This window comes from Agromyces sp. NPDC055658 (assembly GCF_053618155.1).
The window spans coordinates 1-22,325 of sequence record NZ_JBSHHD010000042.1; the positions used below are offsets into that span (position 1 = coordinate 1).

The 22,325-nt window shown below is 70.3% G+C and carries 24 protein-coding genes and 2 tRNA genes; 19 read left to right on the forward strand and 7 right to left on the reverse strand.

Annotation, left to right across the window (positions count from 1 at the left end):
• Nucleotides 1-94 precede the first annotated feature (94 nt).
• From ACWGPE_RS16405 to ACWGPE_RS16440, 8 genes are read left to right on the forward strand one after another with little or no spacing between them, the layout of a single operon-like run.
• Nucleotides 95-1,006, forward strand: coding sequence for an ABC transporter ATP-binding protein (locus tag ACWGPE_RS16405; protein WP_275506885.1), 912 nt, complete (start codon nt 95-97; stop codon nt 1,004-1,006).
• A complete protein-coding gene (locus ACWGPE_RS16410; protein ID WP_231430825.1) occupies nt 1,003-1,851 on the forward strand; it encodes an ABC transporter permease in 849 nt (282 codons plus the stop codon). The genes ACWGPE_RS16405 and ACWGPE_RS16410 overlap by 4 nt, the downstream gene beginning before the upstream one ends.
• 10 nt (nt 1,852-1,861) lie before the next feature.
• The gene (locus ACWGPE_RS16415; RefSeq protein WP_231430824.1) at nt 1,862-3,262 is read left to right on the forward strand and encodes a sensor histidine kinase; all 1,401 of its coding nucleotides are present in this window, start codon (nt 1,862-1,864) and stop codon (nt 3,260-3,262) included.
• A complete protein-coding gene (locus tag ACWGPE_RS16420; protein ID WP_231430823.1) occupies nt 3,259-3,972 on the forward strand; it encodes a response regulator transcription factor in 714 nt (237 codons plus the stop codon). The genes ACWGPE_RS16415 and ACWGPE_RS16420 overlap by 4 nt, the downstream gene beginning before the upstream one ends.
• Before the next feature lie 53 nt (nt 3,973-4,025).
• Nucleotides 4,026-6,596 (forward strand): aminopeptidase N, encoded by a 2,571-nt coding sequence (gene pepN, locus ACWGPE_RS16425; RefSeq protein WP_376931516.1) that lies wholly within the window; start codon nt 4,026-4,028, stop codon nt 6,594-6,596.
• An 11-nt stretch (nt 6,597-6,607) separates the two neighbouring features.
• The gene (locus ACWGPE_RS16430; RefSeq protein WP_231430821.1) at nt 6,608-7,723 is read left to right on the forward strand and encodes a mechanosensitive ion channel family protein; all 1,116 of its coding nucleotides are present in this window, start codon (nt 6,608-6,610) and stop codon (nt 7,721-7,723) included.
• Complete coding sequence (locus tag ACWGPE_RS16435; RefSeq protein ID WP_275506881.1) at nt 7,720-8,106, forward strand: globin; 387 nt, start codon at nt 7,720-7,722, stop codon at nt 8,104-8,106. The genes ACWGPE_RS16430 and ACWGPE_RS16435 overlap by 4 nt, the downstream gene beginning before the upstream one ends.
• A gap of 47 nt (nt 8,107-8,153) precedes the next feature.
• Nucleotides 8,154-9,803 (forward strand): FAD-binding dehydrogenase, encoded by a 1,650-nt coding sequence (locus ACWGPE_RS16440; RefSeq protein ID WP_376931532.1) that lies wholly within the window; start codon nt 8,154-8,156, stop codon nt 9,801-9,803.
• Between the two features lie 2 nt (nt 9,804-9,805).
• Here ACWGPE_RS16440 and ACWGPE_RS16445 read toward each other — a convergent pair whose 3' ends face one another.
• A complete protein-coding gene (locus ACWGPE_RS16445) occupies nt 9,806-10,486 on the reverse strand; it encodes a hypothetical protein (RefSeq protein WP_231430819.1) in 681 nt (226 codons plus the stop codon).
• A gap of 91 nt (nt 10,487-10,577) precedes the next feature.
• Here ACWGPE_RS16445 and ACWGPE_RS16450 point away from each other — a divergent pair, with 91 nt between their 5' ends.
• The 3 genes from ACWGPE_RS16450 to ACWGPE_RS16460 all read left to right on the forward strand — a co-directional run bounded on the left by ACWGPE_RS16450 (nt 10,578) and on the right by ACWGPE_RS16460 (nt 12,543).
• A complete protein-coding gene (locus ACWGPE_RS16450; protein WP_231430818.1) occupies nt 10,578-11,459 on the forward strand; it encodes an acyl-CoA thioesterase in 882 nt (293 codons plus the stop codon).
• A 96-nt stretch (nt 11,460-11,555) separates the two neighbouring features.
• A complete protein-coding gene (locus tag ACWGPE_RS16455; protein ID WP_231430817.1) occupies nt 11,556-12,017 on the forward strand; it encodes a QcrA and Rieske domain-containing protein in 462 nt (153 codons plus the stop codon).
• Between the two features lies 1 nt (nt 12,018).
• Nucleotides 12,019-12,543, forward strand: a complete 525-nt coding sequence (locus ACWGPE_RS16460) for a hypothetical protein (RefSeq protein ID WP_452049096.1) — start codon at nt 12,019-12,021, stop codon at nt 12,541-12,543.
• Between the two features lie 66 nt (nt 12,544-12,609).
• Here the strand turns inward: ACWGPE_RS16460 and ACWGPE_RS16465 are convergent, their stop codons facing one another.
• The 4 genes from ACWGPE_RS16465 to ACWGPE_RS16480 all read right to left on the reverse strand — a co-directional run bounded on the left by ACWGPE_RS16465 (nt 12,610) and on the right by ACWGPE_RS16480 (nt 16,014).
• Nucleotides 12,610-13,089, reverse strand: coding sequence for an acyl-CoA thioesterase (locus ACWGPE_RS16465; protein ID WP_231430815.1), 480 nt, complete (start codon nt 13,087-13,089; stop codon nt 12,610-12,612).
• A gap of 1 nt (nt 13,090) precedes the next feature.
• Complete coding sequence (ettA, locus tag ACWGPE_RS16470) at nt 13,091-14,773, reverse strand: energy-dependent translational throttle protein EttA (RefSeq protein WP_231430814.1); 1,683 nt, start codon at nt 14,771-14,773, stop codon at nt 13,091-13,093.
• A 53-nt stretch (nt 14,774-14,826) separates the two neighbouring features.
• Nucleotides 14,827-15,324: a DUF6993 domain-containing protein gene (locus ACWGPE_RS16475; protein WP_376931514.1), complete on the reverse strand. Its 498-nt coding sequence runs from the start codon at nt 15,322-15,324 to the stop codon at nt 14,827-14,829.
• A 75-nt stretch (nt 15,325-15,399) separates the two neighbouring features.
• Nucleotides 15,400-16,014 carry a single-stranded DNA-binding protein gene (locus tag ACWGPE_RS16480; RefSeq protein WP_452049097.1) on the reverse strand — a complete coding sequence of 205 codons (615 nt, stop codon included), beginning with the start codon at nt 16,012-16,014 and terminating at the stop codon, nt 15,400-15,402.
• 259 nt (nt 16,015-16,273) lie between these two features.
• Between ACWGPE_RS16480 and ACWGPE_RS16485 the strand changes: the two genes are divergently transcribed.
• Nucleotides 16,274-16,522 (forward strand): hypothetical protein, encoded by a 249-nt coding sequence (locus tag ACWGPE_RS16485; RefSeq protein ID WP_231430811.1) that lies wholly within the window; start codon nt 16,274-16,276, stop codon nt 16,520-16,522.
• 70 nt (nt 16,523-16,592) lie between these two features.
• The gene (locus ACWGPE_RS16490; RefSeq protein WP_275506876.1) at nt 16,593-17,267 is read left to right on the forward strand and encodes a hypothetical protein; all 675 of its coding nucleotides are present in this window, start codon (nt 16,593-16,595) and stop codon (nt 17,265-17,267) included.
• A gap of 13 nt (nt 17,268-17,280) precedes the next feature.
• Here ACWGPE_RS16490 and nadE read toward each other — a convergent pair whose 3' ends face one another.
• Nucleotides 17,281-18,102 (reverse strand): ammonia-dependent NAD(+) synthetase, encoded by an 822-nt coding sequence (gene nadE / locus ACWGPE_RS16495; RefSeq protein WP_231430809.1) that lies wholly within the window; start codon nt 18,100-18,102, stop codon nt 17,281-17,283.
• 90 nt (nt 18,103-18,192) lie between these two features.
• Here nadE and ACWGPE_RS16500 point away from each other — a divergent pair, with 90 nt between their 5' ends.
• The 6 genes from ACWGPE_RS16500 (at nt 18,193) to ACWGPE_RS16525 (ending at nt 22,026) form a co-directional block, all read left to right on the forward strand.
• Entirely contained in the window at nt 18,193-19,413 is a 1,221-nt protein-coding gene (locus tag ACWGPE_RS16500) for a cation:proton antiporter (protein WP_275506874.1), read from the forward strand.
• Between the two features lie 30 nt (nt 19,414-19,443).
• Nucleotides 19,444-19,516, forward strand: a tRNA-Arg gene (locus ACWGPE_RS16505).
• 58 nt (nt 19,517-19,574) lie between these two features.
• Nucleotides 19,575-20,201, forward strand: coding sequence for an oligoribonuclease (orn, locus tag ACWGPE_RS16510; RefSeq protein ID WP_231430807.1), 627 nt, complete (start codon nt 19,575-19,577; stop codon nt 20,199-20,201).
• Nucleotides 20,202-20,245: 44 nt separating this feature from the next.
• Nucleotides 20,246-20,321, forward strand: a tRNA-His gene (locus ACWGPE_RS16515).
• 66 nt (nt 20,322-20,387) lie between these two features.
• Nucleotides 20,388-20,747 (forward strand): metallopeptidase family protein, encoded by a 360-nt coding sequence (locus ACWGPE_RS16520; protein WP_452049098.1) that lies wholly within the window; start codon nt 20,388-20,390, stop codon nt 20,745-20,747.
• A 25-nt stretch (nt 20,748-20,772) separates the two neighbouring features.
• Nucleotides 20,773-22,026 (forward strand): D-alanyl-D-alanine carboxypeptidase family protein, encoded by a 1,254-nt coding sequence (locus ACWGPE_RS16525; RefSeq protein WP_231430805.1) that lies wholly within the window; start codon nt 20,773-20,775, stop codon nt 22,024-22,026.
• Between the two features lie 40 nt (nt 22,027-22,066).
• On the opposite strand, the gene ACWGPE_RS16530 is transcribed toward ACWGPE_RS16525, so the two are convergent.
• Nucleotides 22,067-22,324, reverse strand: coding sequence for a hypothetical protein (locus ACWGPE_RS16530; RefSeq protein ID WP_231430804.1), 258 nt, complete (start codon nt 22,322-22,324; stop codon nt 22,067-22,069).
• Nucleotide 22,325 lies beyond the last annotated feature (1 nt).

Genomic DNA, 22,325 nt, shown 5'->3' on the forward strand with positions numbered 1-22,325 from the left:
GGCGGCGAGTGGTACCCCGGTACCACCCGCCGCCGCCCCGAACCATTCCCGCGGCCGATGCGCCGGAGGCGGTCGCATCCGTAGCGTCGAAGGCATGATCACCGCAACCGCGCTCACCAAGCGCTACGGCCAGAAGACGGCCGTCAACGACATCACGTTCACCGTGCGGCCCGGCCAGGTCACAGGGTTCCTCGGTCCGAACGGCGCCGGCAAGTCGACCACGATGCGCATGATCGTCGGCCTCGACCGCCCGAGCGCCGGCACCGTCACCGTCGGGGGCAAGCCGTACGCCGCGCACCGCGCACCCCTCCACGAGGTCGGTGCGCTCCTCGACGCGAAGGCCGTGCACACCGGCCGCACAGCCGAGAACCACCTGCTCGCGATGGCGGCGACCCACGGCATCGGCAAGCGCCGCGTGCGCGAGGTCATCGAGCTCACCGGCCTCGAGTCGGTCGCCCGCAAGCGCGTCGGCGGCTTCTCGCTCGGCATGGGCCAGCGACTGGGCATCGCCGCGGCCATGCTCGGCGACCCCTCGACCCTCATCCTCGACGAGCCGGTCAACGGGCTCGACCCCGAGGGCGTGCTCTGGGTGCGCCAGTTCGTCCGCCACCTCGCCGGCGAAGGCCGCACCGTCTTCCTCTCGTCGCACCTCATGAGCGAGATGGCGCAGACCGCCGATCACCTGATCGTGCTCGGCCGCGGCGAGATCATCGCCGACGCGCCCGTCGACGAGATCGTGGCCGGAGGCACGCGTCCCCGCGTCCGCGTGCGATCGCCGCACGCGTCGCAGCTCGCCGACCTGCTCGCAGCGCCCGAGGTCGCCGTGCTCCGATCCGAAGCCGGCGTGCTCGAGGTCACGGGCGTCGAGGCGGCCGGGATCGGCGACCTCGCCGCCGCGCACGGCCTCGCCATCCACGAACTCACCCCGCAGAACGCGTCGCTGGAGGAGGCCTACATGGCCCTCACCGCCGACGCCGTCGAATACCGTACGGAGGCCGTCCGATGACCACGATCACCCCGACCGCGACGCACCCAGCGCAGGGCGCGCGCTCGACCCGCCTCACGTTCGGCGGCGTGCTCTCGTCCGAATGGATCAAGCTGCGGAGCCTGCGCTCGACCGTCTGGTCGTACCTCATCGTGATCGCGATCTCGCTCGGCATGGCGCTGCTCATGTCGCTCAGCATGGTGAACGGCATGGGCGGCGGCATGGACATCGACGGCGCTCCCGTGGAGCAGCAGCACGAGCTCGTGATGCAGGCCTCGACCTTCGGCGTCTACTTCGGCCAGCTCGTCGTCGGCGTGCTCGGCGTGCTCGTCATCAGCGGCGAGTACACGACCGGCATGATCCGCTCGACGCTCACGGCCGTGCCGCAGCGCCTGCCCGCCCTCGCCGCGAAGGGCGTCGTGCTGTTCGTGGCGACGTTCGTCATCGGCATGCTCGCCAACCTGGGCGCATACCTGACCGCGACGATCGTGTTCGGCACCGACCTCGAACTGCTCGACGCCGACACGCTCCTCACGCTCGCCGGCGGCGCCCTGTACCTCGCGCTCGTCGCGGTGTTCGCCCTCGGGGTCGGCACGATCATCCGGTCGAGCGCAGGTGGCATCGCCGCCGTGCTCGGCCTGCTGCTGCTGCTGCCGACGGTGCTGCAGCTCATCCCGGCCGACTGGGCGCACGACGCCATCCCGTACCTGCTGTCGTCGTCGGGCATGACGATGTTCATGGCGATCGGCGCCGAGGACTCGGCGATCGTGGGCCCGAACGCCTGGCAGAGCCTCCTGGTCGTGCTGGCGTGGGTGGGGGTCTCCATCGCCGGCGCCTCGGTGCTCCTGAAGCGCAGGGACGCGTAGAGTCCTGCCTATGACGGAAGCACCGTTCTCCCCCGGCCGCCCGGCTTCGGCGGTCGGGGGAGAACTCCGTCTGCCGAAGCCGCCCGGAGTGATCAGGCAGTTCTGGGCGAGGCATCCACGACTGACCGACTCGCTGATCACGGCGGTGTACGTCGTCCCGACGTTCATCGCCGCGATCGTGATGGCGAGCGACGACCCCGAGCCGCCGCTCTGGTCGACGGTGCTGCAACTGGTCGGCATCGCACTGGGCGGCGCCGCGCTGCTGCTGTTCCGCCGAACCAGGCCCTGGCTCGTGATGGGCGTCGCCTGGCTCGTCTGCATCATCGTCTCGCCCTTCGGCCAGAGCGACATCTTCCCCATGCTGTTCGCGCTCTACGGTCTCGGCGTCTACCGATCGACGAGATCGGCGTGGATCGGCTTCGGCGCCTCGGTGCTCGTGGCCGTCGCCAGCTCGTACGTCGAGGCGTGGACGTCGGCGGTGTTTCCCGGCGGACCGGTCGCCGCATCGTCGCAGTACACCGTGATACTGCTGATCGCGACGCTCATCGGCGTCACCACCGGCAACCGGCGGCGCTACCTCGAGGCGTTGATCGCCCGCGCCCACGACCTCGCGCGCGAGCGCGACCAGCAGGCGCAGCTCGCAGCGGCCGCCGAGCGCGCCCGCATCGCCCGCGAGCTGCACGACATCGTCTCGCACGGGCTCACCGTCATGGTGACCCTCGCCGACGGTGCGGCCGCGACCGTCGCACGCGACCCTGAACGGGCTGCCGACGTCATGCGGAGCGTGGCCGAGACCGGCCGGGATGCGCTCGGCGAGATGCGGCGGATGCTCGGTGTGCTCGCCGAGCCGGGCACCGAGCCGGCCGAACGGGCGCCGCAGCCGGGGCTCGCCGCGATCCCCGAGCTCGTCGACGGGTTCCGTGACGCGGGGCTCCCCGTGGGCCTCACGACGATCGGCGCGCCCGCCCCCGACCCCGCGCTCGGACTGGCGATCTACCGCATCGTGCAGGAGGGGCTCACGAACGCGCTGCGCCACGGCGAGCGGGCGCACCAGGTCGACGTCCGCATCGAATACGCCCCGGGAGCCGTCGAAGTCGTCGTCGACGACGACGCACCCGCCGAGACCACCGATGCCATGCCGTCCACTCGCGGAGCCGGTCGCGGTCTCGCCGGCCTCCGCGAGCGCGTCGCCCTCTACGGCGGCTCGCTCGAGGCCGGCCCGCGGGATGGACGAGGCTGGCGACTGCGGGCGACGCTCCACCCCAGACCGGCCACGGATGCCTCGGCCCCTCACCGCGGTGACGACGCGTCCGAGCCCACCGATGGCCGGGGCTTCCCCGGAGTCCCGGAACGGCCCGGCTCCGCCGACTCCCACGACCGCCCGACGATCCCGAACGAGGACGCCGAATGACCGACGCATCACCGCAGACCGCTTCCCCGACTGCGCCGGTGCGCGTCGCCCTCGTCGACGACCAGGCGCTCGTCCGGACCGGATTCCGGCTGGTGCTCGACGCGGAGCCCGGCATCGACGTGGTCGGCGAGGCCGGCGACGGCCGCGCCGCGGTCGAGCTCGCCGACGCGACCGAGATCGACGTGCTGCTGATGGACGTGCGGATGCCCGGCGTCGACGGCATCACCGCCACCGCCGAGGTGACGGCGAGCCATCCCGGGACCCGCGTCATCGTGCTCACGACATTCGATCTCGACGAGTACGCGTTCGCCGCGATCCGGGCGGGCGCGAGCGGCTTCCTGCTGAAGGATGTGCGGCCGAATGAACTCGTCGCCGCGATCCGTACGGTGCACGAGGGCGAGGCGACGCTGTCGCCGCGGGTGACCCGGCGCATGCTCGAGCTCTTCGCAGCCGAGCTGCCGACGGAGCCGGCACGCCCCGACGGCGCCTCGCCGGCCGGTCCGCTCGACGCGCTCACCGCGCGCGAGCGGGAGATCCTCGTCGGGATCGCCGAGGGGCTCAACAACACCGAGCTCTCCGAGCGGTTCTTCCTCTCGGAGTCGACCGTGAAGACCCACGTCGGGCGAGTGCTGCAGAAGACCGGTGCCAGAGACCGGGTGCAGCTCGTCATCCTCGCGTACGAATCCGGCCTCCTCGACGCGCACGGCTGACGCCACGTGCATCGCTAGGCTGGCTTGGCGCCATCGCTACGAAGGGATCGTCCATGCCTGCTGCCAACCTCACCCGCACCGAAGCCGAGGAGCGGGCGGCGATCGTCGGCTCCCCGAGCTACGAGGTCGTGCTCGACCTCACGGGCGACGGCGCGACGTTCCGCAGCGAGACGACGGCACGGTTCACCGGGGTGGCCGGGGCCTCGACCTTCATCGAGGCCTGCACCGACCGGGTGCACGAGGTCGTGCTCAACGGGCGGGTCCTCGACCCCGCCACGGTGAGCGACGGCACCCGCATCCGTCTCGACGAGCTCGAGGTTGAGAACGAGCTGCGCGTCGTCGCCGACGCACGCTACACGAATTCCGGCGAGGGCCTGCACCGCTTCGTCGACCCCGTCGACGACGAGACGTACCTCTACACCGAGTTCGCCGTCGCCGAGGCGAACCGCGTCTACGCCGTGTTCGACCAGCCCGATCTCAAGGCGGGCGTGCGCTTCACGATCACGGCACCGGCGCACTGGACGGTGCTGTCGAACGCGCCCTCCCCCGAGCCGGTCGCCGGCCCCGCGGCATCCGCGGTCGCGACGTGGGCCTTCGAGACCGGCCCCGTCATCTCGAGCTACATCATCGCGATCATCGCAGGCCCCTACGCGAGCTGGCGCGGCAGCGCCACGAGCGTCGACGGCCGCGACGTGCCGCTCGGCCTCTTCACGCGTGCGTCGCTCGCCCAGTACGCCGACCCCGAGATGATGTTCTCGACCGTGCAGGCGGGCCTGGGCTTCTACGAGCAGGCGTTCGGCGTGCCGTACCCGTACGGCAAGTACGACCAGATCTTCGTGCCCGAGTACAACTGGGGCGCGATGGAGAACGTCGGTGCCGTGACGTTCAACGAGGGCTACCTCTTCCGCTCGCGCGTCTCCGATGCTCGCCGCGAGCAGCGCGCCATCGTGGTGCTGCACGAGCTCAGTCACATGTGGTTCGGCAACTCGGTGACCATGAAGTGGTGGAACGACCTCTGGCTCAACGAGTCGTTCGCGACGTGGGCGTCGACGCTCGCGACGTCGCAGGTCACCGAGTTCACGGGCGTCTGGTCGACGTTCGCGAACGACGAGAAGACGCACGCCGCCGAGCAGGACCAGCTGCCCTCGACGCACCCGATCGTCGCGGAGATCGGCGATCTCGAGGACGTCGAGGTCAACTTCGACGCGATCACCTACGACAAGGGCGCCTCGGTGCTGAAGCAGCTCGTCGCCTGGGTGGGCCTCGATGCGTTCAAGCGCGGCGTCGGCGCCTACCTCGCGAAGCACTCGGGCGGCAACGCGACCCTGCGCGACCTGCTCGACGAGCTCGAGGCCGCGAGCGGGCGCGAGCTCACACGCTGGTCGGAGCTGTGGCTCGAGACGGCCGGCGTGAACACCCTGCGCGCCGAGATCGAGACGGACGCCTCGGGCACCATCACGTACGCGGCGATCGTGCAGACCGCGGCCTCGTCGCATCCGACGCTGCGCCCGCACCGGGTCGCGCTCGGCGGCTACGAGCTCGGCGAGTCCCGGCTCGACCGGGTCTTCCGCGCCGAACTGGACGTCGACGGCGCACGGACCGAGGTGCCCGAGCTCATCGGTAGAGCGCGGCCCGACCTCCTGCTCGTGAACGACGACGACCTGACCTACGCGAAGGTGCGGCTCGACGAACGATCGTTCGACACGGCGGTGCACCACCTCGCCGAACTCGCCGACCCGGTCGCCCGCGCCGTCGTGCTCGGTTCCGCCTGGGATGCGGTGCGCGACGCGGAACTGCCCGCGGCCGCCTTCGTGCGTCTCGTGCTCGCGTCGATCGGGCACGAGACGCAGTCCTCGGCACGTTCGCTCGCGCTCTCCAGGCTCGACCACGCCGTGTCGCGCTACCTGGCCGACGAGCACCGCGAGCGCCTCGCCTCCGAGGCGGGCGACGCCATCTGGGCCCTCGCCGAACTCGCACCGGCGGGCTCCGACGCGCAGCTGCAGTTCGTCAAGGCCTTCACCGGCCTCGCGTCGACCGACGCGCACGGCGACGTCCTCGGGAGCCTGCTCGAGGGCTCGATCGCCCTCGACGGGCTCGCGATCGACCTCGACCTCCGCTGGGAGCTCGTCATCGCACGATCGGCGCTCGGAGCGGGCGACGACGACGAGATCGCCGCGGCGCTCGCGGCCGACGACACCGCGAAAGGTCGCCAGCTCGCGGAAACCGCGCGGGCGGCCCGCCCCGACCAGGCCGTCAAGGACGCCGCATGGCGGCGCGCGATGACCGACGAGGGCCTCTCCAACGACGTCGCCCGGGCGATCGCCGACGGCTGGCGCCGCACGAACTCCCCCGAGCTGCTCGCGACGGTCGTGCACGAGTACTTCGCCGCGCTTCCCGGAGTGTGGGCCGACCGCAGCTACAACATGGCGTCGATCCTGTCGAAGCGGTTGTTCCCGACCCCGCTCATCGACGCCGAGCTCGCCGAGCTCGCCCGCACGTGGCTGGCCCGCCACCCCGAGCCCGCATCGATGCATCGCGCGGTCACGGAGCACCTCGCCGAACTCGACCGCGCGCTCGCCGCGCGCGCCCGCGATGCCAGCGAGCTCTCGGGCGGGGCTCAGTAGACTTGCACACCATGTTCGGGTTCGAGATCTTCCGCACCACCGGCGACGAAGGCAACCCGGTCGACGTCGACTACTGGACCGGTCTCGGCACCTGGTGGGCCACCCACTGGGACGAGATCCTCGGCAAGCTCATCTCGATCGTCTTCATCATCGCGATCGCCCTGCTCATCCGCTGGGTGCTGCACTTCGTGATCGAGCGCGTCGTCAAGCAGATCGTCTCCGGCGTCAAGAAGAAGCAGGACGTCACCGACACCCAGGCCCTGCAGGCGTCGCCGCTCGCGACCGTGCGGCTCGTGCAGCGAACCCGCACCCTGGGCACGGTGCTCACGAACATCGTCAACGTGACCCTGTTCGTCGTCGTCGTGCTGCTGATCGTCAACACCATCAACTCGGCGATCCTCAGCTCCTTCGCGCTGCTGACCGCCGCGGTCGGCGCCGGCCTCGGCTTCGGTGCGCAGAACATCGTGAAGGACGCACTCAACGGCCTCTTCATGGTCGTCGAGGACCAGCTCGGCGTCGGCGACATCGTCGACCTCGGCCCTGCGACCGGGATCGTCGAAGAGGTGCGCATCCGCATCACGACCGTCCGCGACGTCAACGGCACCCTCTGGTTCGTGCGCAACGGCGAGATCCTGCGCGTCGGCAACATGTCTCAGGGTTGGGCACGCGTGATCATCGACCTCGCGGTGCCCTACGACGCCGACGTCGACGCCGTCGAGGCGGAACTGCTGCGAGCGGCGACCGAGATGGCCCATTCGAGCAAGTGGCGCAGCCGCATCATGGAGAAGCCCGAGGTCTGGGGCCTCGAGTCGATCTCGGCCGACGCGCTCGTCATCCGCGTCGTCATGAAGGTGCGCTCGTCGGCGAAGGACGACGTCGCACGCGAACTGCGCATGCGCCTGAAGCGCGCCCTCGACGAGATGGGCGTCAAGCTGCCGAGCCTCACGAGCGTCGTGCCGACCGGCTTCGAGGGGGCGACCCGGGTCAAAGGCGCGAAGCCCCCGCGCACGGCGCCCAATGCCGTCGTCGCCGACGCGAGCGTGCCGAGCGGGAAGAAGCCGAAGAACCAGGCTCCCCGCGTCCCGCGGACGAAACCGCCCACCCCGCCGACCGGAGGCACTGCATGACCGAGTTGCAGTCGTTCTACGACCAGGTGGGCGGCAGCGCGACGTTCGAGAAGCTCGTGGCCGAGTTCTACCGCGGCGTCGCCGACGACCCGGTGCTGCGCCCCATGTATCCCGAGGAGGACCTCGGGCCCGCCGCACGGCGCCTGCAGCTCTTCCTCGAGCAGTACTGGGGCGGCCCGACGACCTACGGTGACGAGCGCGGTCACCCGCGGCTGCGAATGCGCCACATGCCGTTCAAGGTCAACCCCGACGCCCGCGACCGCTGGCTCGCCCACATGCGCACGGCCGTCGACTCGCTCGAGCTCCCCCCGCTCGCCGAGGAGACGCTGTGGGACTATCTGCAGCGGGCCGCGTTCGCGATGGTGAACACGTTCGACGACTGATCGACCCACCGCCACCCACCCGAAGCGACGAAGGAGTCACTGTGGCAATCACCCCCAACCCCGATGCGATCGTCGTCGGCGCAGGCCTCTCCGGCCTCGTCGCGGCATCCGAGCTCGTCGACGCCGGCCGCAGGGTCGTGATCGTCGACCAGGAGCCCGAGGCGAGCCTCGGCGGCCAGGCCCACTGGTCGTTCGGCGGCCTCTTCCTCATCGACTCCCCCGAGCAACGGCGCATGGGGGTGAAGGACTCCATCGACCTCGCCCGCCAGGACTGGCTCGGCACGGCGGGATTCGACCGCGAGGAGGACGAGTGGGGCCGTCGGTGGGCCGACGCCTACCTCGAGTTCGCGGCCGGCGAGAAGCGTGCCTGGCTGCACGAGAAGGGCGTCCGCTTCTTCCCCGTCGTGGGCTGGGCCGAGCGCGGCGCGGGCGCCGCGTACGGCCACGGCAACTCGGTGCCCCGCTTCCACATCACCTGGGGCACCGGCCCCGGCGTGCTGGCGCCGTTCATCGCCCGGGTGAAGGCGGGCGAGGCGGCCGGACTCGTCGAGTTCCGGCACCGCCATCGGGTCGACGAGCTCATCGTCGAGTCGGGCGCCGTCGTCGGGGTCCGCGGCGCCGTGCTCGCGCCCGACGAGGCGGCCCGGGGCGAGGCATCCAACCGTGACGAGGTCGGGGAGTTCGAACTGCGCGCCCCCGCCGTCGTCGTCGCATCGGGCGGCATCGGCGGCAACCACGACCTCGTGCGCGCCGCGTGGCCCGAGCGGATGGGCGAGCCGCCCGTCGACCTGCTCTCGGGCGTGCCCGCGCACGTCGACGGACGCATGCTCGGCATCGCCGAGGCGTCGGGGGCGCGGCTCGTCAACGGCGACCGCATGTGGCACTACACCGAGGGCATCACCAACTGGGACCCCGTGTGGCCGCTGCACGGCATCCGCATCCTGCCGGGTCCGTCGTCCCTCTGGTTCGACGCAGAGGGACGCCGGCTGCCGGTACCGCTCTTCCCCGGCTTCGACACACTCGGCACGCTCGAGCACCTCGCCGCGACCGGGCACGCCCACTCGTGGTTCGTGCTCACGCAGAAGATCATCGAGAAGGAGTTCGCGCTCTCGGGCAGCGAGCAGAACCCCGACCTCACCGGCAAGGACCTGAAGCTCCTCGCCCAGCGCGTTCGCGCGGGCGCGCCCGCCCCCGTCGAGGCCTTCAAGCAGCACGGCGCCGACTTCGTCGTCGCCGACACGCTCGACGAATTGTTCGACGGCATGCGCGCCCTCTCCCCCGACGTCGAACTCGACACGGCGAACATCGAGCGCGAGATCGTCGCGCGCGACCGCGAGGTCGACAACGAGTTCTCCAAGGACCTGCAGCTCATCGCCGTCCGCGGCGCGCGCAAGTACCGCGGCGACAAGCTGATCCGGGTGGCGACGCCGCACCGCATCCTCGATCCGGAGGCCGGGCCGCTCATCGCGGTGAAGCTGCACATCCTCACCAGGAAGAGCCTCGGCGGCATCCAGACCGACCTCGACTCGCGCGCCCTCGGCGCGGACGGCGCTCCCGTGCCCGGACTCTACGCGGTCGGCGAGGCCGCCGGTTTCGGCGGCGGCGGCGTGCACGGCTACCGCGCGCTCGAGGGCACGTTCCTGGGCGGATGCCTCTTCACCGGTCGCTCGGCGGGGCGGGCGATCGCTCGGGGCTGAACTCAGGCCTTCAGCGTCCAGGGCTTCCGACGCACGAGCACGTGCCCGCGCCGCGACGTGAGACGCGTCCACGGTCCCGTCTCGAAGAGCCTGACCGGGTCGTCGCCGAGGAATCCCAGGCTGAACGCCGCGAAGGCGGCACCGGTCGGCACGTACTCGAGCCCGTCGACTCCGCGCCCCCACACCTCGGAGCGCACCCGCTGCACGAGCTGCTCGCCGGTGCCCTCCGGGATCGCCTTCGCGACCTCGTCGATACCCGCCCGTGCGGCGGACTCCAGCACCGAGGCATCCGCCTCGCCGAGCGCTCGCCAGCCGCCGCGCGGCGGCGAGATGCCGGCCCAGGTGACGGTGTTCACCTCCGGAGGGCGCGACATCGACACGGGTCGCGACTCGTCGTCGTCGGCGAGCTCCCCGCGGGCGCGCACGATGCGCTCCACGAGCGAGCGCATCGGCACGACCGAGTCGAACTCCTCGTCGTCGGCCAGGGCGAAGGTGCGCAGGCCGAGCACGGTGGGGCTCTCGTCGAGGATGCCGCGCGGGTAGAGGATCGCGGTGTAGACGGCGAGGATTCCGGAGCCCGCGACGAGGCGCACCGACCCGTCTTCGACGCGGCCGGCCCGCTGCAGGTACGTGTGCAGATCGCCGAGCGACAGGCTGTCGGCGAGCGTGAGTCGTTCAACCATCTCCTGTCTAAACTACCAAGTGCACGGGCCCGTTCACGGCGGTCCGGGTTCCACGGCGCCGGCGGCGGCCGCCCACCGACACGGAGGAACGATGAACGGACCGATCGACGGCCTGCTGAGCACGCTCAACCTGACCGACACGGGCGCGCGCACGACGGAGGACATCTTCACGGGCCCGTCGCAGTGGATGCCGCTCGGTCGCGTGTTCGGCGGCCAAGTGCTCGCGCAGTCGATCGTCGCGGCGCTCCGTACCGTGCCGGAGGACCGGAACATCCACTCGATGCACGGCTACTTCCTGCGGCCGGGCGACGTCGCCCATCCGATCACGTTCTCGGTCGACCGGATCCACGACGGCCGTTCGTTCTCGACCCGACGCACCCAGGCGTTCCAGCACGGCGAGCCGATCCTCTCGCTCATCGCTTCGTTCCAGACGGAGGACGGCGGGGTCGAGCACCAGCTCGACATGCCCGACGACCTGCCGGACCCCGAGTCGTTGCCGTCGACGGCCGACGTGCTCGGGGCGGTCGACCACGACGTCGCGCGCTACTGGTCGAGCGAGCGCGCCTTCGACGTGCGGCACGTGCCGTCGCCCGTCTACCTCAGCGTCGAGGGCGAGCGCACGCCCAGGCAGGCCGTGTGGATGAAGGCGTTCGGCCGCCTGCCCGACGATCCGAAGCAGCATCGGGCCGCGCTCGCGTACGCGAGCGACTACTCGATCCTCGAACCGGTGCTGCGCGCGCACGGCGTCGCGTGGGCCACCCCCGGGCTCAAGGTCGCGAGCCTCGATCATGCGATGTGGTGGCACCGGGACGCCCGCGTCGACGAGTGGCTGCTCTACGTGCAGGAGTCGCCGTCGGCGAGCGGCGGTCGCGGCCTCTCGCTCGGTCGCATCTACACGCGCGACGGGCTGCTCGTGGCGAGCGTCGCCCAGGAGGGCATGGTGCGGGTACCGCACTCCGAACACTTCTCCTGACCGGAGCCGTCGCAATCCCGTCGCCCGAGGCTCGGATAGCCCAGAATGGGGGCAGGGGCGCGGTCGGGCGCCCGACGCGGACGAAGGAGTTCGGCGATGACGGCTTCCCACGATCTCACGCGACGCGCGGCGCTCACGTTCGGCACGGCCGGCGCCCTCGCCCTCGCGGGCTGCGCGGATGTCTCCGGCGACGGCTCGAACGACGACGCGAACTCGTCTCCCATCGCCCCCGACGACACGGCGTCGGCTGAGCCGCCGGCGGCCGGCGAAGCGGTCGCGGCGACCGCCGACGTGCCGGTCGGCGGCAGCATCGACGCGAAGCTCGGCAGCGATCCAGTCCTGGTGGCGCAGCCCAGCGAGGGCGAGTTCGTCGCATACAGTGCCATCTGCACGCACCAGCAGTGCGTCGTCGCGGCGGCGGGCGCGGAGTTCCACTGCCCCTGCCACGGTTCGATCTACGATGCCGCGACCGGCGAGGTGCTCGCCGGACCGGCACCCGAACCGCTGAGCCCCATCGCGGTCACCGTCGCCGGCGACCAGGTCGTCACGGCCTCCTGAGATGGACTACGAATTCGCCGGCCTGCCGGCGCACGTGCTGCTCGTGCACGCGGTGATCGTGCTGACGCCACTCGTGGGGCTCCTGCTCGTCGTGATCGCCGCGTGGCCCAGCGCCCGCCGAGTGCTCTGGCTGCCGGCGCTCGTCGGCGCCGTCGGAGTGCTCGTGCTCGGCCTGCTCACCGTCGAGGCCGGAAAGTGGCTCGAAGTACGGGTTCCGCCGGCGCCGCTCATCCAGCAGCACACCGCGATCGGCGAGGATCTGACGCCCTGGCTCATCTCGATGCTCGTCGTGGCCGTCGCGATCGCCGCGTGGGCGATCGTCGAGCGCAGGTCGGCTTCACGCTCGACGGGAGGCACCGGCGTCGCGTCGCCGTCGCACGGTGTCACGATCGCCGCCGGTGCGATGTTGACGCTCGCCGCGCTGACCGTCGCGATCGGCTCGACCTGGAAGCTCGTTCAGATCGGCGAGGCCGGCAGTCGCGCCGTGTGGGAGGGCTCGTTCAGCGACGAGCCGGTCGAGCGCTGACGGCACGCCCGCTCGGCGATGCTTTCGCGCACGGCATCAGCGACGCGGGCGGACCCGTTGGGCGGCTCAGCGCCGCCGGAACTCGATCGTCGGCTCGAGATAGGGCTCCCACGCCGCACGCTCCGACTCGCTCATGCGCCGCGGTCGCTCGGTCGCCGCGTCGACGAGCACGATCGTCGTCACGGCACGCGTGTAGAGCGCCCGCGGTTCGGCGCCCGCCGGCGAGTACACCTCGTAGCAGACGTCGAGACTCGCCCCGCCCATGTGCCCGATCCAGAGCTCGATGTCGAGGGGCAGGCGCTGGTACGGGATCGGCGCAAGGTACTCGACCTCCTGCCGGGCGATCAGCGTGATCGTGGCCGCTCCGGGCGTGGCGTCGAGCACGGCCGTCGACGCGCCGACCGCATGTTCGGCGGTGCCGTCTTCGTTCACCCAGAACGCCTGGATGCGAGCCTCCTCGAGGAGGCTCAGCATCCGGGCGTTGTTCACGTGCCCGTAGGCGTCGAGGTCGCTCCAGCGGAGCGGTGTCGGCACGTGCAGGCGCATGTCAGTCTCTCGTGAGCTTGCGGTAGGTGGACCGGTGCGGCTTCGCCGCGTCGGCGCCGAGCCGTTCGACCTTGTTGGCCTCGTAGGCCTCGAAGTTGCCCTCGAACCAGTACCAGTTCGACGGGTTCTCGTCGGTGCCCTCGTAGGCCAGGATGTGCGTGGCGATGCGGTCGAGGAACCACCGGTCGTGGGTGATCACGACGGCGCAACCGGGGAACTCGAGGAGCGCGTTCTCGAGGCTCGAGAGCGTCTCGACGTCGAGGTCGTTCGTCGGCTCGTCGAGCAGCAGCAGGTTGCCGCCCTGCTTCAGGGTGAGCGCCAGGTTCAGGCGGTTGCGCTCGCCTCCTGAGAGGATGCCGGCCCGTTTCTGCTGGTCGGGCCCCTTGAAGCCGAACGTCGACACGTACGCGCGACTGGGCACCTCGGTCTTGCCGACCTGGATGTAGTCGAGCCCGTCGGAGACGACCTCCCACAGCGACTTGTTCGGGTCGATGCCGCCGCGGGTCTGGTCGACGTACGAGATCTGCACGGTCTCGCCGATCTTCACCGATCCGTCGTCGGCCGGCTCGAGGCCGACGATCGTCTTGAAGAGCGTGGTCTTGCCGACGCCGTTCGGGCCGATGATTCCGACGATGCCGTTGCGCGGCAGCGAGAAGCTGAGACCGTCGATCAGGACGCGATCGCCGAAGCCCTTCTTGAGGTTCTTGACCTCGAGCACCACGTCGCCGAGGCGCGGACCCGCCGGGATCTGGATCTCCTCGAAGTCGAGCTTGCGCGTGCGCTCCGCCTCCGAGGCCATCTCCTCGTAGCGCGCGAGTCGCGCCTTCGACTTCGCCTGCCGGCCCTTCGCGTTCGAGCGGACCCACTCGAGCTCTTCCTTCAGGCGCTTCGCGAGCTTGGCGTCCTTCTTGCCCTGGACGGTGAGGCGCTCCTGCTTCTTCTCGAGGTAGGTGGAGTAGTTGCCCTCGTACGGGTAGAGCCGGCCGCGATCGACCTCGCAGATCCATTCCGCGACGTGGTCGAGGAAGTACCGGTCGTGGGTGACGGCGAGCACGGCACCGGGGTACTTGGCGAGGTGCTGCTCGAGCCAGAGCACGCTCTCGGCGTCGAGGTGGTTGGTGGGCTCGTCGAGGAGCAGCAGGTCGGGCTTCTGAAGCAGCAGCTTGCAGAGCGCGACACGGCGCTTCTCGCCGCCCGAGAGCACCGAGACCAGTTCGTCGCCCGGCGGGCAGCGCAGGGCGTCCATGGCCTGCTCGAGCTGCGAGTCGAGGTCCCAGGCGTCGGCCGCGTCGATCTCTTCCTGGAGGGAGCCCATCTCGGCGAGCAGCGCATCGAAGTCGGCGTCGGGCTCGGCCATGAGCAGCGAGATCTCGTTGAAGCGGTCGAGCTTCGCCTTGATCGGACCCACGCCCTGCTGCACGTTCTCGAGCACGGTCTTCGACTCGTCGAGCTCGGGCTCCTGCATGAGGATGCCGACCGAGTACCCGGGGCTCAGCTTCGCCTCGCCGTTCGACGGCTGGTCGAGACCGGCCATGATCTTGAGGATCGTCGACTTTCCGGCGCCGTTCGGGCCGACCACGCCGATCTTCGCCCCGGGGAGGAACGCCATCGTCACGTCGTCGAGGATGACCTTGTCGCCGACCGCCTTGCGGGCGCGCACCATCGAGTAAATGTATTCAGCCAAGACTTTCCCTCACAGCGTTCGGCGGCCGCCGAGCACGGGCCGCCGCATGTCGGCTACCAGTCTATGGGGCGCGTCTGCCCGATGAGGCAGCCGCCGGTGCCGAGCGCCGGACGCACCGCACCGTGATATCCGCCGGACTTCGGGCCGTACTGTCCGACGAGGCACTCGTCCTGGAAGAGCACGGCGAACTGGATCGAGTCAGCCTGATCACCCTGAGTCGTCTCGTCGGAGGTCACCTGCATCGCCGCCTTGTCGAAGCCTGCGGCGACGAGCGCGTCGATGAAGTCGCGACCGCCGGCTGCGGCGTTCGCGGCGACGACGGCGGTGTTCACCGAGTTGAAGAAGTCGAGGTTCTCGCCGGCCGAGAGCTCGGGCCGGAGGGTGGGCGGAGCGGCGGGATCGGTGGTACCCGGCGCGGATGCCGACGGGTCGGCGGACTGGGACGACTGCGGAGTGGGCGGGCCGCCGAACAGCGTGCAACCCGCGAGCGACAACGTCGTCGTCGTCGCGGCGAGCGCGAGCATCACCGTCGTTCCGAACCGCCGTGCCATGCTTCCCCTCACCGCGGTGTCGACCGCCCGAGCCGAGTCTATTGGGTCGCTCGGGCCCGGACGGTCGAGGGCCGGTCAGTCGCTCACCGCCGCGGTGTACACAGCCCGCCCGGCATCGTCGGCCTCCAGTTCATCGTCGAGGTCGTCGCCGACCACGGCGTCACCGTCGGCGAACGGTGCACCGTCGTCGAAGCCCGTCGAGCCCCCGCTCGCGAGTCCCGACCAGTCCGTGCCGCCGCCGAGCCCCGAGAGATCGGCCCGCTCCCCCTGCTCGCCGAGCCCGTCGGGCGAGGCGGCCTCGCCGATCGGGTCGTGCTCGGCGGGCTTCGCCTCCGACTGCATCCGGGCGTAGGTCGAGACGCACCAGGCCATGTCGTGCCCGATCGAGTCGGCGTCGATCTCGACCGACTTCCCGGACTTCGTGCCGGTCTCCCATGCCCGCACCCGCAGTCGTCCCTGCACGATGACGTGCTGGCCCTTGCGCACCGACAGGCTCGCGTTGCGGGCGAGCTGCCGGAAGGCCGAGACGGAGAACCAGTTGGTCTCGGCGTTCTCCCATGTGCCCTTCGCACGGTCGAAGTATCGCCGCGTCGACGCGAGACGGAACGTCGTGATGACGAGGCCGTCGCCCGTCACCTTCTGGATGGGATCGGTGCCGACGATGCCGGTCACCGTGATGCTGTCGGTCATTTGCACTCCTCGTTCGGACGCCGTCGCGAGTCGACGGCTCGTGGTCCCGGAGCGGCCTCGTGCCGGACACCGCCCCGGAACCACGTGGACCCACGATCGCGCCGACATCGAGTCATCCGCCGGGGTTCTCGCCGAATGTGGGTTCTCCACGCTGATCGGCACTTGTCGAGGAGGAGTCGCGACCGCGCGATGTCGGAGGCTCGGGATACCGTCGCATCGACCACCTGCAGGGCCGGCTGCGCGATCGAGAAGGAGCCTCATGACGACCATCGCCGCCCGCCTGCGCGAGTCGTTCCCCGTCGCCGTTCCCGGCCTCGTCATCGTGCCCGCCGCACCCGATCTGTGGAGGGTCGCGCGCCCGGGTGGTGCCGTACTCGGCCACGTCGAACGCCGCGGCGACGGCGACGGCGTTCGGTTCGCCGCTCGCCGCTACGTTCCCGGAGGTCGCCCGCCAGTCCAACTGGGAGAATTCTGGTCGGCCGAGGCGGCCATCGAGCTCTTCCGGTGAGCACGTCCCGATCCCGGCCACGCCGTCGGCACGCGGCCGCACCGCGCGCCGGCCGCAGTAGCCTACGGCCATGCAGTGGTGGAACGACTTCATCTCCTGGCTGACCTCGAGCTCGTCGCAGTCGGCGGTCTTCGCCGCCGGCGTGCTGTTCGTCGCGGTGCTCGCGTCCGGCCTCCTCGCGGCGTGGATCTCGACCGCCGCCGTCCGACGCGTCGTCGCGCAGCGCGACAGAGAAGCGAGGGTCGCGGCGATCGCCGCCCTCGTCGACGCGGCCACCGAGGCCTCCGTCTGGAACTCGCTCACCCCGCACGAGCAGGTGCTGGCCGACCGTACCGTCGGCCAGGCCGACATCGTGGTCCGACTCCTGCCGATCCGCGGCTCGGACGTCGCGGCGAACTGGGCGGCGCACCAGCTGCACGAGCTCAAGCGCGCCTCGGCGACGTTCGGCTATCAGCTCGACCCCGCCGTCGTGGAGTTCCGCGACCGACTCCTCGAGTGGCAGCGTCACCCGGGCCGCACTCGTCGGCAGTTCCAGAACGACCTGGATCGCTGGCGAACGCAGCGCCAGGAGCCCGATCAGGGCATGATCGACGCGCAGGACACCTGGGTCGCCGAGCAGCACCACGATCGGTATCGCGACGTCGCCGGGACGGCCGACGCCTCGACCGCGCCCACCCAGACCTTCGCGTCCGAGTCCGCAGCGCCGGCGACCGCCGCGCTGCCCGAGACCGAACCGCAGCGCTGAGCCGACGCGCCGGTCAGCGCCACCATTCGTCGAACATCGACGCCGGGACGGTGCGCTTGTGGCGCGTCTGCAAGTACCGCGCCTCGATCCGATCGGCGATCTCGTCGTCGATCGCCTCACCCTCGAGGTACGCGTCGAGATCCTCGTAGCGGAGCCCCAGGTTCGCCTCGTCGGCCTGTCCGGGATCACCGTCCAGGAGGTCGGCGGTCGGCACCTTGAGATACAACCGCTCGGGCGCCCCGAGTTCCTCGAGCAACGCACGGCCCTGCCGCTTGGTCAGGCCCGTGAGCGGCACCAGGTCGACTCCGCCGTCGCCGAACTTCGTGAAGAAGCCCGTGACCGCCTCCGCGGCGTGATCGGTGCCGACGACCAGCAGACCGCCCTCACCCGCGAGCGCGTACTGCGCGACCATGCGCATGCGAGCCTTCACGTTGCCCTTGCCGAAATCGCTGAGCGCACGAGCGGTCGCGGTCGCGAACTCGGACGCGATCCCGTCGACGCCGTCCTTGATGTCGAAGACGACGGTCTCCTGCGGGGCGATGAACGTCAGCGCGAGTTGCGCGTCGTCCTCGTCGCGCTGGACGCCGTACGGCAGGCGCACCGCGATGAACCGCGCGTCGACGCCCTCGTCGACGAGTTCGGCCACCGCCATCCTGCAGAGCCGGCCGGCGAGCGTCGAGTCCTGCCCGCCGCTGATGCCGAGCACGTATCCACGCGCGTGCGACGCGGTCAGGTACTCCTTCAGGAAGTCGACGCGACGACGCACCTCTGCGGCGGGGTCGATCCGCGGGCTGACGTTGAGCTCGGCGATGATTCGCGCCTGGAGATCTCGCATGCCCCGACGATACCGCCGTCATGTTTCGGCGAGGAAACGCGCGCGCTCCACTAGCATCGCGGCAGGAGACTCACCCGCTCAGGAGGTCACGTGGAGTACTCGATCAGCACGATGGTGCTCGTGCCGGCGATCGCGGTCGCCGCACCGCTCATCGTCCGCGGACTCGGGCGATGGGTCGCGATTCCGCTCGTCGTGTTCGAGATCGTGCTCGGGCTGATCGTCGGCCCGTCGGTGCTCGGCTGGGTCGTGCCCGAGGAATTCATGGGCATGCTCGCGGAGTTCGGCCTCGCGACGCTGTTCTTCCTCGCCGGCAACGAGATCGACTTCAGGGCGGTTCGCGGGCGCCCGCTCAGTCGCGCGGCGATCGGGTGGATCATCTCGCTCGCGGCGGGCATCAGCATCGCGGTGCTGTTCGCCCCCGACCTTCCCGCCGCCGGGTTCATCGGCATCGCGCTGACCTCCACGGCGCTGGGAACGCTCATGCCCGTTCTCCGCGACTCGGGCGACCTGACCACGCCGTTCGGCCTCTCGGTCCTCGCGATCGGCGCGGTCGGCGAGTTCGGACCGCTCCTCGCGATCTCGCTGTTCCTCAGCGGGCGCTCGCCGCTCATCGCCGCGGTCGTGCTGGTCGTGTTCGCCGTCGTCGCCGGCATCGCGATCTGGCTCGCGGCGAAGGGGTACGGCAAGCGCATGCATGCCATGATCACGTCGACGCTCCACACGAGCGGGCAGTTCGCGGTGCGACTCGTCATTTTCATCCTGCTCGCGCTCGTCGCGCTCAGCATCGTGCTCGATCTCGACATGCTGCTCGGCGCATTCACGGCGGGCGTGCTCTACCGGCTGCTGCTGAACGGGGCTCCGGAACGCGACGCCGAAGCGATCGAGTCGAAACTCGAGGCGGTCGGCTACGGCTTCCTGGTGCCCGTGTTCTTCATCAACACCGGCATCACCTTCGACCTCGAGGCCCTCTTCGCCGACGGCAGGACGACGGCCATGCTGCCGATCTTCCTCCTCCTGATGCTCGTCGTACGCGGCATTCCCTCGATGCTCGCGGCACCGGCCGGATCGAGCCGGCGCGACCTCGCCGCGACCGCGTTGTTCGGTGCCACGGGGCTTCCGATCATCGTCGCGGTCACGGCGATCGGCGTCGATGCCGGCGACCTCTCGAGCGGCACGGCCGCCGCGCTCGTCGGCGCCGGCATGCTCTCGGTGCTGCTGTTCCCGCTCATCGCCCTCCTGGTCCGGCGTCGCGGCGGCGCGTCGCGCGATCGCGCCGTGACCGACGACGTGCACGTGCCGACCGAGGGCTGATCGCCCTCGGCGGGTATGCTTGCCACGACCGCCCCCGTAGCTCAGCGGATAGAGCAGGAGCCTTCTAATCTCTTGGTCGCAGGTTCAATTCCTGCCGGGGGCACCGACGACGCGGATGCCGCGTCGAACACGCTGTCGGCGCCTCCGGTTAGACTCGCCGCATGGCTTCTTCGAGCGACAGACTGGTCTGGATCGACTGCGAGATGACCGGACTCGACCTCGAAGTCGATGAGCTGGTCGAGATCGCCGTCGTCATCACCGACTACGACCTCCGCCCCGTCGACGGTGGGCTCAGCATCGTCATCAAGCCCGACGCGAGCGCACTCGAGTCGATGGGCGAGTTCGTGCGGCAGATGCACACCACCTCGGGGCTCATCGAGGAGATCCCCAACGGCGTCTCCGTCGCAGAGGCCGAGTACCAGGTGCTCGAGTACGTGCTGAAGCACGTGCCCGACGAGCAGAAGGCGCCGCTCGCCGGCAACTCGATCGGCACCGATCGCGCATTCCTCACGAAGTACATGCCCCGACTCGATGCACACCTGCACTACCGCAACGTCGACGTCTCGTCGATCAAGGAGCTGGCCAAGCGCTGGTTCCCGCGCGCGTACTTCAACTCCCCCGCGAAGAACGGCGGTCACCGCGCTCTGGCCGACATCCTCGAGTCGATCCGCGAGCTGCACTACTACCGCCGCGCCGTCTTCGTCGCCGACCCGGGCCCGGCCAGTCACGAACTGCAGGCGCTCGCCGCCGAAGTGGTGGCCGAGTTCGAGCAGGGCTCCAACGTGTAGTAGGCTCTATCCGTTGTCCTGATCGCCCCGGCGGTCGACACATGGTGGGTATAGCTCAGTTGGTAGAGCGCCTGGTTGTGGTCCAGGAGGTCGCGGGTTCAAGCCCCGTTACTCACCCCAAGCGGTGTGCGAAGCGCGGGTCCGGAAACGGCCCGCGCTTCGTGTATCAGCCCTCTGGACGGACGGATGGGAGAGGCCGTGGAACTCGATGCCGAAGCGTTCGAAGCCCTCGTCGTCGATGAGCTCGACCAACTGCCCGACGACATGATCGACGGGCTCGAGAACGTCGTCTTCGTCGTCGAGGACCGCCCGGAGGACGGCTCGCTCGACCTGCTCGGCCTCTACGACGGCTGGGCGCTGACCGAGCGCGACCGCTACGGATTCGGCGAGATGCCCGACCGGATCATCCTCTACCGCGAACCGCTGCTTGCGATCTGCGACGACGAAGACGAGCTCCGTGAGGAGATCCACGTCACCCTCGTGCACGAGATCGCCCACTTCTACGGCATCGACGACGACCGCTTGCACGAACTGGGCTGGGCGTGAGCTCGGCCGAGATACCCTGAACGTCATGAGTCTGTCGCCCGGCCGCATCGTCGGCATCGCCATCGGCGCCGTCGCGATCCTCGCGGTCGGCGTCTACGGCCCCGCCATGCTGCTCGGTCCCCTGCCGGAGGCGGAGGTCCACGTCAGCGCGGCGGGCGAGGGCGCCGCCGGGAAGCCCGAGCCGATCGTGCTGCCCGAGAGCGGAGCGAGTGCCGTCGCGCTCGTCGACGAGGACGGCAGCGCCTCGATGCTCGCGACCGCCGGCGAGACCGGTGTGGTCCCCATCGGCGGCGCCGCGAAGCTCGTGACCGTGCTGGCGACCCTCGACTCGCTGCCGTTGCCCGACGACGGACCCGGCCCCGCGATCAAGATCGGCCCCGCCGACTACACCGACTACCTCGATCACTCGAAGGCCGGCAACCGCACGCTGCAGGTCTCGCCCGGAGACAGCTGGTCGGAACGCGACGTCGTTCGAGCGGTGCTCTTCGCCTCGAGCAACAACCACGCCGACACGCTCGCCCGATGGGCGTTCGGCAGTGTCGACGGATACGTCGACGAAGCGAACGCGTGGCTCGAGGCACAGGGCTTCGAGTCGACGCGAGTGGCCGATGCGACGGGCCTCTCGGCCGACAACGTCGGTACGGCTGAAGAGCTCGCGCGGCTCGCCGCAATGACGCTCGCGAACCCGCAGCTCGCGGCCCTCGTCGCCGATCCCGAGCGCAGCGACCCGACCTCGCGCAACGTCCCCGACGTCATCGACCACCTCGGCGACGAGGGCGTTCGGGCACTCTCGCGCAGTTACACCGACGAAGCAGGCGTCTGCTTCATCTTCACGGCCACCGTTCCCGGGGCCGACGACGAGCCGCAGCGCATCGTGGGAGCGATGACGACCATGCCGGACTACGAGACGCTCGACCCTGCCGTGGTCGAGGCGTTCACGTCGGTCGCGGCATCCGCGGCGCCCGTCACCGTCATCGCCGAGGGCGCCCGCTACGGCACGGTCGAGACCGCATGGGGCGATGAAGCCGACCTCATCGCCCGCACCGAGCGGACCGACGCCGCCTGGGGCAGCGACCCGGGCGAGGCATCCGTCGCCGTCGAACCGTTCACGACGGCGCGTGCCGGGCGCGCGGTCGGTACCGTGACCGTGCCGACCGCGAACGGCGACATCGGCAGTGAACTCGAGCTCTCCGCCGACATCGACGACCCGGGGCCGCTCTGGCGGCTCGCGAACCCGTTCGTGCTGATCGACGCGTTCGTCAACGGCCGATCGGGCTGAGCGAGCGCGTCATCCGCCGTCGACGGCGACGCCGGCCGGTTCAGTCGTTCTCGTCGTCGGACTCCACCGGATCGGAGTCGTCGGCGTCGAAGCTGAAGCGAACGCGCAGCTGGCCGCCCATCTCGCGCTCGTCGACGGCGTTGTACCAGAACAGCGACTCCAGCCCGTCGACCGCGGCGACCATGCCGACGCGCTTCTCGGGCTTGCCCCCGACGAGGGCGCGATGGTCGAACTCGCCCTCGAGCGGTCCGTCGATGAACTCTGCGACGTACTGGGCGCCGACCGAATCTGCACTCATA